Source organism: Sphingomonas sp. SP2 (assembly GCF_058313385.1).
Genome location: NZ_JBZFLD010000002.1, coordinates 42,723 through 58,768, shown reverse-complemented (window position 1 = coordinate 58,768; position 16,046 = coordinate 42,723). Strand labels below are relative to the sequence as shown.

Here is a 16,046-nt window from a genome sequence, read left to right as displayed (position 1 = left end):
GGGCTCGACCGCAAGGTCGGGCCCTTTTTCTTTGGCTCAGAGCTTCAGGCGGCTGACGAGGATGGTCGCGTCGGGAAGATATTGGGGGCGGGCGAAGCGGGGCCGTGCGGCGGCGATGGGCGCGGCGGCCGGCGGAAGGCGCCAGTGGGTGGCGGTGAGCTGGACGCTGACGGGCGCGAGGCCGAGATCGAGCTGGAGCACCGCGCCGTCGCAGCTGCGGCCGGTGCAGGTCAGGCTGTAGGGGGCCTTGGTCCCGGATTTGAGCAGCACCGCGCGGCCGTTGAAGCCGCCGCCGATGAGTGCGCCTTGCTTGTCGATGGTCAGCGCCACGCTGTCGGCGCCGTTGGTGCGAAGGCGGAAGAGCTGGGATCGACCGATCGGCGTGCCGGGACCGCCCGAGACCGGCGCGCTGAGGATCGGAATGTCGCCGACGGGTTCGAGCGACGGCGCGGCAAAGCCAGGCTGGATGGGCGCGGGGGCGATCCAGCGCTGTCGTTTGCCCAGTGGGAGCAGGCCCTGGCGCCATTGACCGAGCTTGTGAACTTTCGCGGGCAAGGGCTTGCGATCGTTGACGATCGACCAGACCGGCGGCTTGCCGGCCTCGAGCACATATTGGAGAGTCCACTGCTGCTGGCGGTCGGCGCTGTAGGCGGGGGCGAAGGCGGCGGGGAGCCAGGCAAGCGCGGCAAGGGCGATGGCCGCCGGGAGCGCCCGGCGGAGCCCAAAGTCCTCTACAAGCGGCCGCGCTTCGATCAGCCAGGGCATGAGGACGAGCGCACCGAGGATGGCGAAGATCCACAAGGGGCCGCTGTTGGCGAGGTCCTGCAGGAGCCCGAGCATCGCGCCCAGCGTCACGAAGGTGAAGAAGGTGGCGGCAAGGCTGCCGGCAAGCTCGGCATGGCGCCAGCGTTGCTGGTTCATGGCCCCAATGAGGAAGAGCAAAGGCGGCACGAAGAAATAGACCAGGGCGCCCGGCGCGAAGAAGGTCAGCAGCAGCCCGAGTAGCAGGTAGAGCGTCCACCAGGCGCGGCGCAGCGCGGACTGGCTGGCGCGACTGACGGAAAGGACGAGGAGGCCCGCGGCGATGACCCCGGCGTAGATGGCGAGCTCGCTCGCCTGCGGGACCGCGCGCCAGAACTGGCCATCGCGGAGCGTCCCGACGCCTGCCAGCCCGAGCCAGGCGAAGGCGGGGGCGAGGAGGGGGACGCAGAGCAGCAGCGGAACGGTCACGAGCCAGCGCAGGTCGGTCCCGCCCTTGCGCGCGGCACGGATGCCAAGGCCGGCGAGATAGGCGGCGCCGAGCCCGAGCGCGAGGCTGAAGGGGAAAGTGAAGAGCCAGCGCGTGCCGATGTTCATGAAGAGGAGGTTGTCGAAGGTACGCGATGTCGGCGGCGGCCCGGCGGCGAGCGCGGTCGTGGTCGCCTGCAGCTGGTCGCCCATGTGCTGTAGCGTCGCGACATCCATCGCCTGCAGATTGTCGCCCGGCGAATGGTAGCGGGTCTCGTTGCCGATGGGCGCGAAGTTGAGCGTCAGCCATTTCCGGCTCTCGGCGAAGCTGTTGACGTCGGTGTAGTTGGGGATGAGCCGGTAGGCGCTGACGGCGAGGCTGTTGGCGACGGGGTGAGCGACGCTATTTCCGAACAGGCGCACCGCCGCGCCGTTGGGGACCGAGGTCTCGAACATGTTGACCGGGCCGGTCGTCCCGCGCGCCTCGAGGTTGATCAGCGCGTCGACCCGGTCGCGCAACGGATCGCCGTCGAGAAAGGCGCGGGCGCCGACCAGGCCCAGTTCCTCGCCCTCATTGAAGAGGAAGGTGACGGGGCGGGGAAGCGCGCGATCCTTCAGCAGGAAGGCCGTTTCCAGCATGCTCGCTACGCCGAGCCCTGCGTCGCTCGCGCCGGGACCGACGGGGACGCTGTCATAATGCGAGTTGATGAGGACATGCTTCGCGCCCGGCCGCTCGCCCAGCGTGACGAGAATGTTGCGGACCCGGGCGCAGGCGACGCCCGACTGCTTGTGGAGGTTGTTGCAGGCGAAGCGGTCGTCGATGCGGGGGCTGAGCCCCATGCCGCGAAGCTCGGCGATGAGACGGTCGCGGACGCCGTCGCTCGCGGCGCTGTCGGCGGGGTGGGGGGCCTCGTCGCCGAGCAGGCGGGCAAGCCGGGCCTTGGCGCGGACGGCGTCGAACTGGTCAGGGGCGCTGGCGGTGCGGACGGGCGGGGGCAGGGTCAGCCAGCGGGTCGCGGCCATCAGGCCGAGCAGCCCAGCGACGACCAGTCCGAGCCACAGCATCTTGCGCATCGCTTCCCCCTCGCCACATGGCCAGCCGGACGATAGAGGCGCGTCCAAGGAGAACAAGCATGGGTTATCGGGTCGTCGTGGTCGGCGCGACGGGCAATGTCGGGCGCGAGATGCTGCAGATCCTGTCGGAGCGGCAGTTTCCGATCGACGCGGTGGCGGCGGTCGCCTCGGCGCGCAGCCAGGGCGACATCATCGACTTCGGCGACAATGGCGAGGAGCTCAAGGTCACCAACCTCGAGCATTTCGACTTTGCCGGCTGGGACATCGCGCTGTTCGCGGCGGGTTCGGCGGTCAGCAAGGTCCATGCTCCGCGCGCGGCGGCGGCAGGCTGCATCGTGATCGACAACAGCTCCTATTTCCGGATGGACCCGGACGTGCCGCTGATCGTGCCCGAGGTGAATGCCGAGGCGCTGGCCGGCTACAAGGCGAAGAACATCATCGCCAATCCCAATTGCTCGACCGCGCAGATGGTCGTGGCGCTGAAGCCGCTCCACGATGCGGCCGGGATCAAGCGGGTGGTGGTCTCGACCTATCAGTCGGTATCGGGCTCGGGCAAGCAGGGCATGGACGAGCTGTTCAACCAGTCGCGCAACATCTTCGTCGGCGACAGCGTCGAGCCTGGCTTCTATCCCAAGCAGATTGCCTTCAACGTCATCCCGCACATCGACGACTTCCTCGACGACGGCTCGACCAAGGAAGAGTGGAAGATGGTCGTCGAGACCAAGAAGATCCTCGATTCCAGGATCAAGGTGACCTCGACCTGCGTCCGGGTGCCGGTGTTCGTCGGCCATTCGGAAAGCGTGAACGTCGAGTTCGAACGCGAGATTTCGGCCAAGGAAGCGCAGGACATATTGCGCGAGGCGCCGGGCGTGATGCTGATCGATAAGCGCGAGCCGGGCGGCTATGTGACGCCGGTCGAGTGCGTGGGCGATTATGCGACCTTCGTGTCCCGCGTGCGCGAGGATCCGACGGTCGAGAACGGCCTCAACCTGTGGGTGGTGAGTGACAACCTCCGCAAGGGCGCGGCGCTGAACGCGGTGCAGATCGCCGAGCTGTTGGGGCGCAAGCACCTGCAGAAGGCGTGATCGTCATCCCGGGCTTGACCCGGGAGCCCGCTTCTTTCCTCTATGCCGTGCGTAGTATGCGGGACTCCGGATCAGGTCCGGGGTGACGGAGGAGGCAGGAAGTGACCCAGATGACCGGCGGGTGCGCGTGCGGGGCGAAACGGTTCACGGTGGACCTGCCGGACGATCACCACGCCTATCTCTGCCACTGCCGGATGTGCCAGCGGGCGAGCGGCAATGTCAGCCTGGCAATGGTCGGGGTGCGCCAAGACGCCGTGACATGGGAAAGCGAGCCCGACTGGTATCGCAGCTCAGCGATCGCCGAGCGGCCCTTCTGTGCGGCCTGCGGGACGAGCCTTGGCTTTCGCTATCTCGAGGGCACCGACAAGATGGACCTCACCGTGGCGGCCTTCGACGATCCGTCAGGCTTCGTGCCCAAGTCGCATTTCGGCGCCGAGAGCATGCATCGCGCCTGGCTCAATACCGAAGGCCTGCCCGAGACCCGCAGCGAGGATTATGCCGCGCTGCAGGACCGGTGGGAGAAAGCCAAGGGCTGAGGATCGCGGGGTCAGTCCGCGATCAGGCTCATGCAGGTAAGGCCGGCCTCGGCTTTCTCGAGTTCGCCGATGTCGACTTCCTCGACGTCGAAGCCGAGCGCCCGCAGGCGTTCGGCGGTGCGGGGATAAGCGGCGGGGTAGATGAGCTTGTCGCCGGCGCGCAGCGCATTGGCGCCGAAGTCGTCGCCGGGGAAGTTGGGGAGGAGGAAGACGTCCTCGAACACCGCCGGGTCGATCCAGTCGGGGTTGAGCAGGACGACGTCGCGCCCGGTCGCGTCATGGCCGGCATAAGTGGCGCCGGTCTTGAGGTGAAGGCACTTGTCGTGCGGCACCTCGATCACCTCGTAGCCGAGGCGACCGGCGAGGCCGGCGAGATTGACGATCCCCGCGCAGTCGGTGCGGCGCGACTGGCCGACATAGATCTTGTCGCCGATCCGCAGCACGTCGCCGCCATCGAGGCGGCCGCGGGTCAGGCGGTGGACGGTGAAGCGGTCGGCAAGGCTGTCGGCGGTGCTGTCGGCCTCGGCCCGGCGCGAAGGGGCGCCGGGGCGGGTGATGATCGCATGCTCGCCGAGCAGGATGGCGGTGTCCTCGACGAATACCGCGTCGGCGTGGCCGGGCAGGTCGGGCAAGCGGACGACGTCGAGGCCCGCGCCCGCGAGCGCCTGTTCGTAGGCGCGGTGCTGCCGTTCGGCGCGGTCGAGGTCGATCGGCTTCCTGTTGAGGTGGGTCAGTTCGCAGGCGGCAAAGGTCGGGCTCAGGCCCCGCGTGAAGGCAGTCGGCATCGTCGCTCCTGAAGGTCTTGCCTGAAGAGACGAAGCGAGGGCCTGCGAGTTCCTGAACGGACCGACAGGAAAAAGAAAAGGGCGCCCCGCGACCGGGACGCCCTCTTCGGTTCGAGTAAGGAAAAAGCTTAGCGCTTCGAGAACTGGAAGCTGCGGCGGGCCTTGGCCTTGCCGTACTTCTTACGCTCGACGACGCGCGGATCGCGGGTCAGGAAGCCGGCGCGCTTGACGGTGGTGCGGAGCACCGGCTCGTAGCGGGTCAGCGCCTGGGCGATGCCGTGCAGCACGGCGCCCGCCTGGCCCGACAGACCGCCGCCCTTGACGGTGGCGATGATGTCATACTGGCCGGCGCGGTCGGTGATGCCGAACGGCTGGTTGATGACGAGACGCAGCGTCGGACGCGCGAAATAGACTTCCTGGTCGCGGCCATTGACCGTGATCTTGCCCGAGCCCGGCTTCAGCCAGACGCGCGCAACGGCGTCCTTGCGGCGGCCGGTCGCATAGGCGCGGCCGAACTTGTCGAGCTGCTGCTCACGCAACGGAGCGTCCGAGACGGCCGGAACGAACGGCGCGGCTTCGTCCGAAGCGGCGTCGGTCGCCGGAGCGGCGTCGTCGGCAGCGGCGGTCTCGGCCGGAGCGGCAGCCGCTTCGGGAGCCGGGGCCGGCTGGCTGGTCAGGGCGCCGAGATCGGCGAGGGACTTCTTGTCGGCCATGTTATGCGCCCACCTTGTTCTTGCGGTTCATGCCCGCCACGTCGAGGACCTGCGGGTCCTGACCCGCGTGCGGATGCTCCGTGCCGTTGTAGAGATGCAGGGCGCGCATCTGGTCGCGACCGAGCGGGCCGCGCGGGATCATGCGCTCAACCGCCTTCTCGAGCACGCGCTCGGGGAAGCGACCCTCGAGCACCTTGGCCGCGGTGACTTCCTTGAGGCCGCCGGCGTAGCCGGTGTGCTTGTAGTAGGTCTTCTGCGCGGCCTTGCGGCCGGTGAAGCGGACCTTGTCGGCGTTGATGACGACGACATGGTCGCCGCAATCGACGTGCGGGGTGAAGCTCGGCTTGTGCTTGCCGCGCAGGATATTGGCGATGATCGTGGCGACACGGCCGACGACCAGGCCTTCGGCATCAATCAGATGCCACTTCTTCTCGACCTCCGCCGGCTTGGCCGACTTGGTGGTCTTCATCAGCGCCTTCATGGCTGCGAAACCTCATGAAACAAAGGAAAACGCCGCCCCGAGGGACAGCGCTTGTGGGCGCCTATTCGCGGTGGAGGGCCCGAAAGTCAAGCAAAACAGGCGGTTTGCGGGCGGGTAAAATGATACCCTGCTAATTTTGGATGAGGTGAAACAGCGAAAAATCGGGGTCGATCAGGGCCGCCCGGCGCACTTCGGGTTCCTGCTGCGGCGGGTGGAGCCGGGGCGCGCCCTTGTCCTTCACCGGAATGCCGGCATCGAGGCAGACTTGGTAGAAGGCGTCGAGGTCGTCGAGGCGCAGGCAGGTGCCGTAGCCGCTGTTCTCGGGATCGAAGTCGGGATGGTGGAAATATTCGATCTGGAGCGTGCCGCGGCGGAGGATCATCCAGCCGGCCGAGCGATAGGCGCAGGTGAAGCCGAGGCGGGCCATGAAGGCGGCGGTGACGTCGAAGTCCCGCGAGGGAAGGTTGGGGGTCTGCCAGTCGCTCATGCGAAACGCTCGGGCGTGCTGTTGGCCGCGACCCAGTCGGCATAGGGGCCGAAGGCGCGCTCGACCGGCCAGGCGGTGATGGCGGGAACGTCGTAGCTGTGAAGCTGGGCGATGCGGGCGATCAGCGCCTCGGCGGTCGCGGCGTTCGTCTTGAGGATGGCGGGCACCTCCTTCGACTCCTCGACGCGGCCCTCCCAGCGGTAGATGCTGCGGCAGGGGGCGAGGATGTTGATGCAGGCGGCAAGGCGCTCCTCGATCACGAGCCGGCCGATGCGGTTCGCTTCGTCGGCGTCGGCGAAGACGCAATAGAGGGAGACGAGGGTCATCGTCCCCCGGCGGCGCTCGGGACGAGCGTTGCCTCTTCAATGCCGTCCGTGGCGGGCGCGCTCGAGGCTTCCGCCAGCCGGTGCGCCGCGGCGACGATGCTGGCGAGGAGGAGCGCGGCGGTCGCCTGGTGGGCGACGGCGACATGGAGGTCGACGCCGGTCATCAGGGTCGCGATGCCGAGCAGGATCTGGGTCCCGATGGCGGCATGGACGAGGATCGACTGGAGCCGGCCGCCGACGCGCTTGACCCGGCGGCTCAGCACCACCGCGAAGGCGAGGACGACGAAGGCCCACCAGCGGTGGATGAACTGCACCGTGATCGGATTGTCGACGAAGTTGCGGATGAAGGGTTCGAGCCAGGGCGCGCCGGCCGGATAGAGGTCGCTCCCCATCAGCGGCCAGGTGTTGAAGGCATAGCCCGCGTCGAGGCCGGCGACATAGGCGCCGAACAGGAGCTGCACCGCGAGGGCCGCGAGGGTCCACAGGCCGATCGTCGGGACCCGCCGCGGCACCGCGCCGGGGGCGCGGAGATCAAGCGCGGTCCACAGCGCAAAGCCGAAGATGAAGAGCGCGGTGAGGAGATGCACCGCGAGGCGGACGTGGCTGACGTCGGTCCGCTGGGTGAGGCCCGACGCCACCATCCACCAGCCGATCGCGCCCTGGATGCAAACGAGGATGAAGATGCTGCCCGTGCGCCAGCCATATCCCTTGGGAATGGCCCGCTTCGCCGCGAACCAGGCGAGGGGAAGGAGGGCGACGAGACCGATCAGCCGGCCGAGCTGACGGTGCATCCACTCCCAGAAGAAGATGTTCTTGAATTCGTCGAGGCTCATGCCCCGGTTGATCTGCTGATATTCGGGGATGCGCTTGTAGAGCTCGAACTCGCGCAGCCACTGGGCCTCGGTCAGCGGGGGAATGGCGCCGGTGATCGGCTTCCACTCGGTGATCGACAGGCCGCTTTCGGTCAGGCGGGTGATCCCGCCGACGACCACCATCACGAAAATGAGGCCGCACAGGGTCAGCAGCCAGTTGCTGATCGCACGCGGGCGCGCGGACGGCGGAAGAAGCGCGGGCAGGGCAGCGGACATGGCGGCCATATGGCCGGGAGGAAAATCACGCGCAAGCGGACCAAATGTCCCACCCGTGATGTTGTAACTTTCCTAATGTTGCACTATTACATTCCGGCACGTTCATGACTCATACGCACGCCTCGAACCATCTGTGGGACCGGCTGGCCATCGGCTTGTCGGGGCTGTGCCTTGTCCATTGCGTGGCGACGAGCGTGCTGGTGGCGGCGATGTCGGCCTTCGGCAGCCTGCTCGGGGGCGAGTGGGTGCATGAGGTCGGACTGACCTTCGCGATGATGCTTGGCGCCTTTGCGCTGGGCCGCGGGATCTGGAACCACGGTTTCATGATGCCGAGCGCGGTCGGCGGCCTCGGGCTCGGCGTGATGGGCGGCGCGCTGACGCTTCCCCACGACGGGAGCGAAGCGGTCGCGACCATGCTCGGCGTTCTGATCCTGGCGCTCGGCCACGACCTCAACCGCCGCGGCACTGCCCACCCGTTCGGCCGGCGCTAGTCCTCGCCCTCGATCGCGGGAGCTTCGGTCAGGTAACGCGGGGTCTCGGGCGCCTTCAGCTTGTAGAGAACGCCAAGCGCGCTCAACGCTATTCCGATCGGCCAGCTGGCGAGGGTGACGAGCGCCGCCGCGATATTCCACGCGGTCATGGTCCGGTAGCGACGGGTGAGCCGCGTGACATAGGCAGGGTCGAGCCGGTCATCGACGTGGCCCTGCGCGTTGCCGATGGTCCATTTGAACAGCCAGGTCATCGAGGTGAGCGCGAGGCTCCAGGTGAGGAAGATGGCTGCGTCGGGAAGCGCCGCGGGGTGGGTCAGGCTCTCGGTGAACGCGCGGATCGGGAAGCTGATGTAGCCGATCATCGTCAGGAACAGGGCGGTCGCGAGCAGGAAATGATGCCCGGTGGTTCGGTAGATGGCGCCCGAGAAATGATGGTGCACCCAGTAGAGCGCGATCACCAGGCTGGCGAAGAGGTAGCTCAAATTCTCGGGCCAGCCGGCAAGCAGTCGCGCGCCGAAGCCCGCGCCCGACCCCTGCAGCGCCGGCAAGGCGACGTTGAAGATCGGCAGGGTGAAGGCGATGGCGAAGACGCCGTCGGCAAAGGCCTCCATCCGGCTGGTGCCGCGGATCGCGCCTTCGCCCTCCACGGCGTCGCGGCGCACCGGTTCATCGGCGCGCGTCGGAGGGGAGGGGGGCGTTGCCATTCGCAACCGAACGTTCCCATGGCGGTGCGGTTCACTTGCCGCTGAGGGATGGGAGGCATATTGTTACAACATGGCCAAGCACGATCATCACCACGGCGGCGGCGACGACCTCAAGACGGCGGCGCGCGAGCGACTTACCGAAAGCGGCGAACAGTGGACCGGTATGCGCGAGGCGGTGTTCGACGCGCTCGCCGGGTTCGACCGTCCGGCAAGCGCTTATGACATCGCCGAGGCGGTGTCGAAGGCGCAGGAACGCCGGGTCGCGGCCAACAGCGTCTACCGGATCCTAGACCTGTTCGTCGGCGCGAACCTCGCCCGCCGGGTCGAGAGCGCCAACGCCTATGTCGCGAACAACCACCCGGCCTGCCTCCACGACTGCATCTTCCTGATCTGCGATCATTGCGGGCAGGCCAAGCATATCGACAATGACAGCATCGCCAATGACGTCCGCCAGGCCGCCGAAAAGAGCGGTTTCGCGCCGACGCGCCCGGTGATCGAGGTGCGCGGCACGTGCGAGGATTGCGCCTGAGGGAAAAGCGGCGAGGGACCGAGAGGCCTATTCGACTTCGCCGAAGCAAGTAGCTAGGGACAGACCGGTATGAATCAACGTCCCGACACTCCGCTCCTCGACACGGTCCATTATCCGGCCGACCTCCGCAAGCTCGACAAGAGCCAGCTGCCGCAGCTTTGCGCGGAGTTGCGCGAGGAAGTGATTTCGGCGGTGTCGGTGACCGGCGGGCACCTCGGCGCCGGGCTCGGCGTGGTCGAGCTGACCGTCGCCATCCATTATGTGTTCGACACCCCCAACGACAAACTGATCTGGGACGTCGGCCACCAATGCTATCCGCACAAGGTGATGACCGGCCGGCGGGACCGGATCCGGACGCTGCGCATGGGAGGGGGCCTGTCGGGCTTCACCAAGCGCTCCGAAAGCGAATTCGACCCGTTCGGCGCGGCCCACAGCTCGACCAGCATCTCGGCGGCTTTGGGCTTTGCGATCGCCTCCAAGCTCGATGGCGACAACAAGCGCGCGATCGCGGTGATCGGCGACGGCGCGGCGACCGCGGGCATGGCCTTCGAAGCGATGAACAATGCCGCCGACGCGGGCAGCCGGCTGATCGTCATCCTGAACGACAACGACATGTCGATCGCGCCGCCGGTCGGCTCCCTGCGCAACGCGCTGGCGCGGCTGGTCAGCAGCAACAAATATCTCAGCCCGCGCAAGCTCGCGGCGCGGCTCGCCGGGCATCTTCCCAAGCCCGTCCGCAACGCGGCCGAGCGGTTCGAGGAATATGCCCGCGGGATGATGACCGGGGGCACGCTCTTCGAGGAGCTGGGCTTCTATTATGTCGGGCCGGTCGACGGCCATGACGTGGTCGGGCTGGTCGAGATCCTCGAGAATGTCCGCGACAGCGACCACGGGCCGATGCTGATCCATGCGGTGACGCAGAAGGGCAAGGGCTATGCCCCGGCCGAGAGCAGCGCCGACAAATATCACGGCGTGGTCAAGTTCGACGTCGTCACCGGCAAGCAGGACAAGGGCCCGGGTGGCGGACCGCCGGCCTATACGCGGGTCTTCGCCGACGCGCTCGTCGCCGAGGCCAATCGCGACGAGAAGATCGTGGCGATCACCGCGGCGATGCCGGGCGGGACCGGGCTCGACGTATTCGAGCAGGCCCATCCGACGCGGATGTTCGACGTCGGCATTGCCGAGCAGCATGCGGTGACCTTCGCCGCCGGCCTCGCCGCCGAGGGCTATCGGCCGTTCTGCGCCATCTATTCGACCTTCCTCCAGCGCGCCTATGACCAGGTGGTCCATGACGTCGCGATCCAGAACCTGCCCGTCCGCTTCGCGATGGACCGTGCCGGGCTGGTCGGCGCCGACGGGGCGACCCATGCGGGTTCGTTCGACCTCGCCTATCTCTGCACGCTTCCGAACTTCGTCGTGATGGCGGCGGCCGACGAGGTCGAGCTGTCGCACATGGTCCATACGATGGCGCTCCACGACAGCGGCCCGATCGCGGTCCGCTATCCGCGCGGCAACGGACGCGGCCTGCCGATGCCGGCCGAGCCCGAGCGGCTCGAGATCGGCAAGGGCCGGGTGGTGCGCGAGGGCAAGACGGTCGCGATCCTCTCGCTCGGGACCCGGCTCGAGGAAGCCGAGAAGGCCGCCGAGCAACTGGAAGCCATGGGCCTGTCGACCACGGTCGCCGACCTCCGCTTCGCCAAGCCGCTCGACGAGGCGCTGATCCGCAAGCTCCTTACCAGCCACGAGGTGGCGGTGACGGTCGAGGAAGCCGCGGTCGGCGGGTTCGGCGCGCACGTGCTGACGATGGCGAGCGACGAGGGCCTGATCGACGCTGGGCTGAAGCTTCGCACCATGCGCCTGCCGGATGCTTTCCAGGACCAGGACAATCCGACCAAGCAATATGACGAGGCGAAGCTCAACGCGCCGCACATCGTCGACACGGTGCTGAAGGCGCTGCGCCGCAACAGCGTGGGTGTCGACGCGGGAGCGATCGCCTGAGGGCAAGAAGGCAGTCTTAACGCGAAGACGCGAAGAAGGCAGGGAAGGCGCTAAGGCTTTGGAGAGCGTCGAAGAGTTCGCGCGGATCGCGGTGGATTGCGGCTTGCAGGTACACCGGGAACTGGGGCCGGGCCTGCTCGAGAATGTCTACGAAATGCTGCTCGCAGTTCGCCTCCAGAAGGCGGGCTTGGCGGTGGAGCGCCAGAAGGCGCTTCCGATCGACCTGCCCGACCTTTCGCTCGAAGTGGGATTTAGGGTCGACCTATTGGTCGAGGGGCGGCTGATCATCGAAGTGAAGGCGGCCGAGCGGCTACTTGGGGTCCATTCCGCGCAGCTGCTGACCTATTTGCGGCTCAGCCGCCAGCCGCTCGGGCTTCTGATGAATTTTGGCGAGGAGACGTTCAAGCAAGGCCTTCGGCGCGTCGTCAACTCGACTGGTGCCGCATGACCAACGGCCTTCGCGTCTTGCCTTCCTCTGTCTTCGTGCCTTCGCGTTGAAACTTCCTTCTTCCTCAAAGCAACGCGTCGATCAGGCGCTGGTCGATCGGGGGCTGGCGGAGAGCCGCTCGCGGGCGCAGGCGCTGATCATGGCGGGGCTGGTCTTCGCGGGCGAGCGCAAGGTCGCCAAGGCGGGGGAGACGATTCCCGCCGACGCCGCGCTCGAGGTCAGGGGCAAGGACCATCCGTGGGTCAGCCGGGGCGGGCTCAAGCTGGTCGGCGGGCTCGACCATTTCGGGATCGATCCGGCGGGTCTCACCTGCATGGACGTCGGCAGCTCGACCGGCGGCTTCACCGACGTGTTGCTGAGCCGCGGAGCGACCCGCGTCTATGCGGTCGACGTCGGGACCAACCAGCTCGCCTGGAAGCTGCGCCAGGACGAACGGGTCGTGGTGCTGGAGCAGACCAACGCCCGGCACCTGACGGCCGAACAGATCCCCGAAGCGATCGACCTCCTCGTCTGCGACGCGAGTTTCATCGCGCTGTCCAAGGTGCTGGAGAAAGCGGTCGATTTCGTCGTGCCGGGCGGCAAAGCGCTGCTGCTGGTCAAGCCGCAGTTCGAGGCCGGGCGCGCGGAAGTGGGCAAGGGCGGGGTAGTCCGCGATCCCGAGGTGCACGAGCGGGTCGTCACGCAGGCCCAACAATGGATCGCTTCGCGGGGTTGGGCGGTTCTGGGAGTGACGCGTAGCCCGATCACCGGACCGGAGGGCAATGTCGAGTTCCTGCTAGGCGCGACCAAGGAGCAATGACGGATGGCCACGTTGGCTGACGATTTCGGACAGAATGACGGGCGCCCGGTGCGGCCGTGGTGGAAGATCGCGCTGGTGACCGTGCCGCTGCTGGTCGTGGCCGGCTCGGGGATCGGCTATCTTTCGAACAGCGGCTTTTCGAACGGCTGGTACATTCCGCTGGAGAAGCCGAGCTTCCAGCCGCCGGGCTGGGCCTTCGGGGTGGTCTGGACCATCCTCTATACTTTCATGGGGATCAGCCTCGCGCTGATCCTGTCGCGGCCGGCCTCGCCGCAGCGGCGCCTCGCGCTCGTCCTGTTCGCGGGGCAGCTCCTGCTCAACTGGTCCTGGTCGCCGACCTTCTTCGGCGCGGGCTATATCGACTGGGCCTTCCTGCTGATCGTCGGCATGGACGTGCTGGTGACCGCGCTGATTATCGCGGCCTGGCCGCTGTCCAGGGTGGCGGCGCTGCTGCTTGTGCCCTATCTGGCATGGCTGTGCCTCGCCACGACGCTCAACTACGAGACGGGCAGGCTTAATCCTGGCGCCGACCGAGCGCCGCTGGGGATCACTGGGGGTTAGACTGATGCAATCGCAGAACCGCTTCTTCGAGGACTTCGTCAAGATCATGAACGGGGCGGCCGGGACCGTCGCGGGCATGACCCGCGAGGCGCAGGATTCGATGCGCGAGCGTATGAAGGACTGGATGGCCGGGATGGACTTCGTCTCGCGCGATGAATTCGAGGCGGTGAAGGCGATGGCCGCGACCGCCCGCGCCGACGTCGAGGCGCTGAAGGCCGAAGTCGCCGCGCTCAAGGCCGGCAAGGCGACCCGCAAGGGGCCGACCGGCGACGCCAAGGCCCCGCCCGCGGGCACGACCGGCATCGAGACCCCCGAGGAGTGAGCTTGCCCGCGCGCGACGAGGAAAGTCAGGGCGAAGAGCGCGACGACGGCGCGCCGATCGAAGTGCTCGAGGCCTATTTCGAGGCCCGAGGCTGGGCCTGCGAGCGCTCGGGCGACGGCGAGATCGTCGCCTCGGCGCCGGGCAGCTGGGCGCAATATGAGCTTCGCGGCGTATGGCGTCCCGACGACCAGGTCCTGCAGTTCCTCGCCTTCCCCGACGTCAAGGTCGCAACCGACAAGCGCGCCGCCATGTACGAGACGATCGGGCTGGTGAACGAGCAGCTCTGGCTGGGTCATTTCGAACTCTGGTCGAACAGCGGGCTGATCGTGTTCCGCTATGCCGCGCTGCTCGACAACGGCGACGATGGCCTTAGCTTCGAACAGGCGGAATCGATCAGCGAGGCCGCGCTCGAGGAGTGCGAGCGTTTCTACCCCGTGTTCCAGTTCGTCCTGTGGGGCGGCAAGAGCCCGACCGAGGCGATCCAGGCGGCCCTGATCGAGACGGCGGGCGAGGCCTGAGGTCAGACGCATCGTTCATGCTGAGCGACGTCGACGCACCATTGTACAAGCGCCCTTCGACTTCGCTCAGGGCGAACGGAAGTTAGCGAATGTCCAGACACACACTTTTTGTCGGCTGCGGAAACATGGGGCAGGCGATGGTCGCCGGCTGGCTGCTGGCGGGCGAGGCGGCGGGGGATTTCACCGCGGTCCGGCCGAGCGGGACACCGGTGCCGGGCATCCGCACGGTGCAGCGCCTCGGCGAGATCGACCGGGCGCCCGACCGGCTGGTGCTGGGCTTCAAGCCGCAGCAGCTGCGCGACCTCGCGCCCGAGGTCGCCCGCTGGGTGACCCCGCAGACGGTGGTCGTGTCGATGCTCGCGGGGGCCGACGTGGCGAGCCTCAAGCGGCTGTTCCCGGGCGCGCGCGCGATCCTGCGGGTGATGCCCAACCTCCCCGTGGCGGTGCGCCGGGGCGTCCTGCCGCTGTTCACGCCGAGCCATGAGGACCGGGCGCTCCAGTACGAGCTCCAGCCCTGGTTCTCGATGCTCGGCTTCGCGCCCTGGTGCGCATCCGAGGAGGAATATGGCGCGGTCGGCTTCGTGACCGGATCGACGCCTGCCTATGTCGCGCGCTTCATCGCCGCCTTTGCCGCGGCGGGCGAGGGGCGGGGGCTCGACCCCGCGGTGGCGCTGACCGCGGCGCGCGAGGCGGTGCTGGGCTCGGCCTGGCTGGCCGCGGCGACGGGCGAGCCGATGTACGAACTGGCGCGCAAGGTGACCAGCCCCAAGGGCACGACCGAGGCGGGGCTGAAGGTCCTCGATGGGGAGCTTCCCGGCCTCATCGACCGGACGCTCGCCGCCGCGACGCGGCGGTCTGCCGAAATGGCGGCCGAGATCCGCGGCGAACCGCTCCAGTAAGCGGCCATCAAGTTGCGCCGCCGCGCGCTGCCGCCTAAGCCGCGCGCAGATTGCAGGAGGGTGATTTCGTGAGCTTCGACGACCGCGACGGCTTTATCTGGTTTGACGGCAAGCTGGTGCCGTGGCGCGAGGCGAACGTCCACGTCCTGACCCATGCGCTTCATTACGCCTCGAGCGTGTTCGAGGGGCAGCGCGCCTATGGCGGCAAGATCTTCAAACTGTCGCAGCACAGCGCGCGCCTGAGGAAGTCCGCCGAACTGCTCGGCTTCGAGATTCCGTGGAGCGTCGCAGAGATCGACGCCGCCTGCGAGGAAGTGCTGAAGGCCAACAACCTCACCGACGCCTACATGCGCCCGGTCGCGTGGCGCGGGTCAGAGAGCATGGGCGTCAATCCCGCGGGCACCAAGCCGCACCTCGCTATCGCGGCCTGGGTCTGGGGCAAATATTTCGCGCCCGACAAGGCGGCCAAGGGCATCCGCCTCGACATCGCGCCGTGGCGCCGGCCCGCGCCCTACACTGCGCCCGTGCACAGCAAGGCCGCAGGTCTCTACATGATCGCGACGATGAGCAAGGCGCATGCCGACAATCGCGGCTTTGACGACGCGCTGATGTTCGATTATCGCGGGCAGGTGGCCGAAGCGACCGGCGCCAACGCCTTCTTCGTGCGCGACGGCGTGCTGCACACCCCGACGCCCGACTGCTTCCTCAACGGGATCACCCGCCAGACGATCATCGAACTCGCCCAGCGCCGCGGGATCGAGGTGCAGGAACGCGCCATCTGGCCGGAGGAACTGGAAAGCTTCGAGAGCTTCTTCCTGACCGGTTCGGCGGCCGAGGTGACTTTTGTTCAGTCGGCGGGGCCGTGGAATTTCGAGATCGGCCCGATGCAGCAGATGCTGGCCAAGGATTATGACGACTTGGTGAACGGGCGGCTGGGGTAAGCGACCTTGTGCTCCGGCGTAGGCCGGAGCCCAG

20 protein-coding genes are annotated in these 16,046 nt (G+C 67.5%); 12 read left to right on the top strand and 8 right to left on the bottom strand.

Features of this window, described 5'->3' with window-relative positions; translation table 11 throughout:
- Window positions 1-36: 36 nt before the first annotated feature.
- Window positions 37-2,301: a M20/M25/M40 family metallo-hydrolase gene (locus tag AC4GYU_RS10885; RefSeq protein ID WP_491086973.1), complete on the bottom strand. Its 2,265-nt coding sequence runs from the start codon at window positions 2,299-2,301 to the stop codon at window positions 37-39.
- 59 nt (window positions 2,302-2,360) lie between these two features.
- Here AC4GYU_RS10885 and AC4GYU_RS10880 point away from each other — a divergent pair, with 59 nt between their 5' ends.
- Together AC4GYU_RS10880 and AC4GYU_RS10875 are read left to right on the top strand one after the other, a co-directional pair.
- On the top strand, window positions 2,361-3,386 hold the full coding sequence (locus AC4GYU_RS10880) for an aspartate-semialdehyde dehydrogenase (protein ID WP_491086972.1): 1,026 nt from the start codon (window positions 2,361-2,363) through the stop codon (window positions 3,384-3,386).
- A gap of 110 nt (window positions 3,387-3,496) precedes the next feature.
- Window positions 3,497-3,922, top strand: coding sequence for a GFA family protein (locus AC4GYU_RS10875; RefSeq protein ID WP_491087352.1), 426 nt, complete (start codon window positions 3,497-3,499; stop codon window positions 3,920-3,922).
- 11 nt (window positions 3,923-3,933) lie between these two features.
- Here the strand turns inward: AC4GYU_RS10875 and AC4GYU_RS10870 are convergent, their stop codons facing one another.
- From AC4GYU_RS10870 to AC4GYU_RS10845, 6 genes are all read right to left on the bottom strand, one after another.
- Window positions 3,934-4,707 carry a dimethylarginine dimethylaminohydrolase family protein gene (locus tag AC4GYU_RS10870; protein WP_491086971.1) on the bottom strand — a complete coding sequence of 258 codons (774 nt, stop codon included), beginning with the start codon at window positions 4,705-4,707 and terminating at the stop codon, window positions 3,934-3,936.
- A gap of 128 nt (window positions 4,708-4,835) precedes the next feature.
- On the bottom strand, window positions 4,836-5,420 hold the full coding sequence (rpsI, locus tag AC4GYU_RS10865; RefSeq protein ID WP_491086970.1) for a 30S ribosomal protein S9: 585 nt from the start codon (window positions 5,418-5,420) through the stop codon (window positions 4,836-4,838).
- Between the two features lies 1 nt (window position 5,421).
- Entirely contained in the window at window positions 5,422-5,901 is a 480-nt protein-coding gene (gene rplM / locus AC4GYU_RS10860) for a 50S ribosomal protein L13 (protein ID WP_491086969.1), read from the bottom strand.
- 130 nt (window positions 5,902-6,031) lie between these two features.
- Window positions 6,032-6,388 carry a bleomycin resistance protein gene (locus AC4GYU_RS10855; protein ID WP_491086968.1) on the bottom strand — a complete coding sequence of 119 codons (357 nt, stop codon included), beginning with the start codon at window positions 6,386-6,388 and terminating at the stop codon, window positions 6,032-6,034.
- Window positions 6,385-6,714 (bottom strand): divalent-cation tolerance protein CutA, encoded by a 330-nt coding sequence (gene cutA / locus AC4GYU_RS10850; RefSeq protein WP_491086967.1) that lies wholly within the window; start codon window positions 6,712-6,714, stop codon window positions 6,385-6,387. The genes AC4GYU_RS10855 and cutA overlap by 4 nt, the downstream gene beginning before the upstream one ends.
- On the bottom strand, window positions 6,711-7,802 hold the full coding sequence (locus AC4GYU_RS10845; RefSeq protein WP_491086966.1) for a COX15/CtaA family protein: 1,092 nt from the start codon (window positions 7,800-7,802) through the stop codon (window positions 6,711-6,713). Before AC4GYU_RS10845 ends, cutA begins: the two co-directional genes overlap by 4 nt.
- A 104-nt stretch (window positions 7,803-7,906) precedes the next feature.
- Between AC4GYU_RS10845 and AC4GYU_RS10840 the strand changes: the two genes are divergently transcribed.
- Complete coding sequence (locus tag AC4GYU_RS10840; protein WP_491086965.1) at window positions 7,907-8,293, top strand: MerC domain-containing protein; 387 nt, start codon at window positions 7,907-7,909, stop codon at window positions 8,291-8,293.
- Here AC4GYU_RS10840 and AC4GYU_RS10835 read toward each other — a convergent pair.
- Complete coding sequence (locus tag AC4GYU_RS10835; protein WP_491086964.1) at window positions 8,290-8,955, bottom strand: TMEM175 family protein; 666 nt, start codon at window positions 8,953-8,955, stop codon at window positions 8,290-8,292. The two genes, AC4GYU_RS10840 and AC4GYU_RS10835, sit on opposite strands and share 4 nt — an antisense overlap.
- Before the next feature lie 112 nt (window positions 8,956-9,067).
- Here AC4GYU_RS10835 and AC4GYU_RS10830 point away from each other — a divergent pair, with 112 nt between their 5' ends.
- The 9 genes from AC4GYU_RS10830 to AC4GYU_RS10790 all read left to right on the top strand — a co-directional run bounded on the left by AC4GYU_RS10830 (window position 9,068) and on the right by AC4GYU_RS10790 (window position 16,012).
- Window positions 9,068-9,526, top strand: coding sequence for a Fur family transcriptional regulator (locus AC4GYU_RS10830; RefSeq protein WP_491086963.1), 459 nt, complete (start codon window positions 9,068-9,070; stop codon window positions 9,524-9,526).
- Between the two features lie 69 nt (window positions 9,527-9,595).
- A complete protein-coding gene (gene dxs / locus AC4GYU_RS10825) occupies window positions 9,596-11,524 on the top strand; it encodes a 1-deoxy-D-xylulose-5-phosphate synthase (protein WP_491086962.1) in 1,929 nt (642 codons plus the stop codon).
- A gap of 58 nt (window positions 11,525-11,582) precedes the next feature.
- Window positions 11,583-11,972 carry a GxxExxY protein gene (locus AC4GYU_RS10820; RefSeq protein WP_491086961.1) on the top strand — a complete coding sequence of 130 codons (390 nt, stop codon included), beginning with the start codon at window positions 11,583-11,585 and terminating at the stop codon, window positions 11,970-11,972.
- Window positions 11,973-12,018: 46 nt separating this feature from the next.
- Window positions 12,019-12,771 (top strand): TlyA family RNA methyltransferase, encoded by a 753-nt coding sequence (locus AC4GYU_RS10815; protein ID WP_491086960.1) that lies wholly within the window; start codon window positions 12,019-12,021, stop codon window positions 12,769-12,771.
- 3 nt (window positions 12,772-12,774) lie between these two features.
- Window positions 12,775-13,332, top strand: coding sequence for a TspO/MBR family protein (locus AC4GYU_RS10810; RefSeq protein ID WP_491086959.1), 558 nt, complete (start codon window positions 12,775-12,777; stop codon window positions 13,330-13,332).
- Window positions 13,333-13,336: 4 nt separating this feature from the next.
- Entirely contained in the window at window positions 13,337-13,654 is a 318-nt protein-coding gene (locus AC4GYU_RS10805; protein WP_491086958.1) for an accessory factor UbiK family protein, read from the top strand.
- 2 nt (window positions 13,655-13,656) lie between these two features.
- Window positions 13,657-14,172, top strand: a complete 516-nt coding sequence (locus tag AC4GYU_RS10800; RefSeq protein WP_491086957.1) for a type III secretion system chaperone family protein — start codon at window positions 13,657-13,659, stop codon at window positions 14,170-14,172.
- Between the two features lie 125 nt (window positions 14,173-14,297).
- The gene (locus tag AC4GYU_RS10795; protein ID WP_491086956.1) at window positions 14,298-15,071 is read left to right on the top strand and encodes a pyrroline-5-carboxylate reductase family protein; all 774 of its coding nucleotides are present in this window, start codon (window positions 14,298-14,300) and stop codon (window positions 15,069-15,071) included.
- A 68-nt stretch (window positions 15,072-15,139) separates the two neighbouring features.
- Window positions 15,140-16,012 carry a branched-chain amino acid aminotransferase gene (locus AC4GYU_RS10790; protein WP_491086955.1) on the top strand — a complete coding sequence of 291 codons (873 nt, stop codon included), beginning with the start codon at window positions 15,140-15,142 and terminating at the stop codon, window positions 16,010-16,012.
- Window positions 16,013-16,046 lie beyond the last annotated feature (34 nt).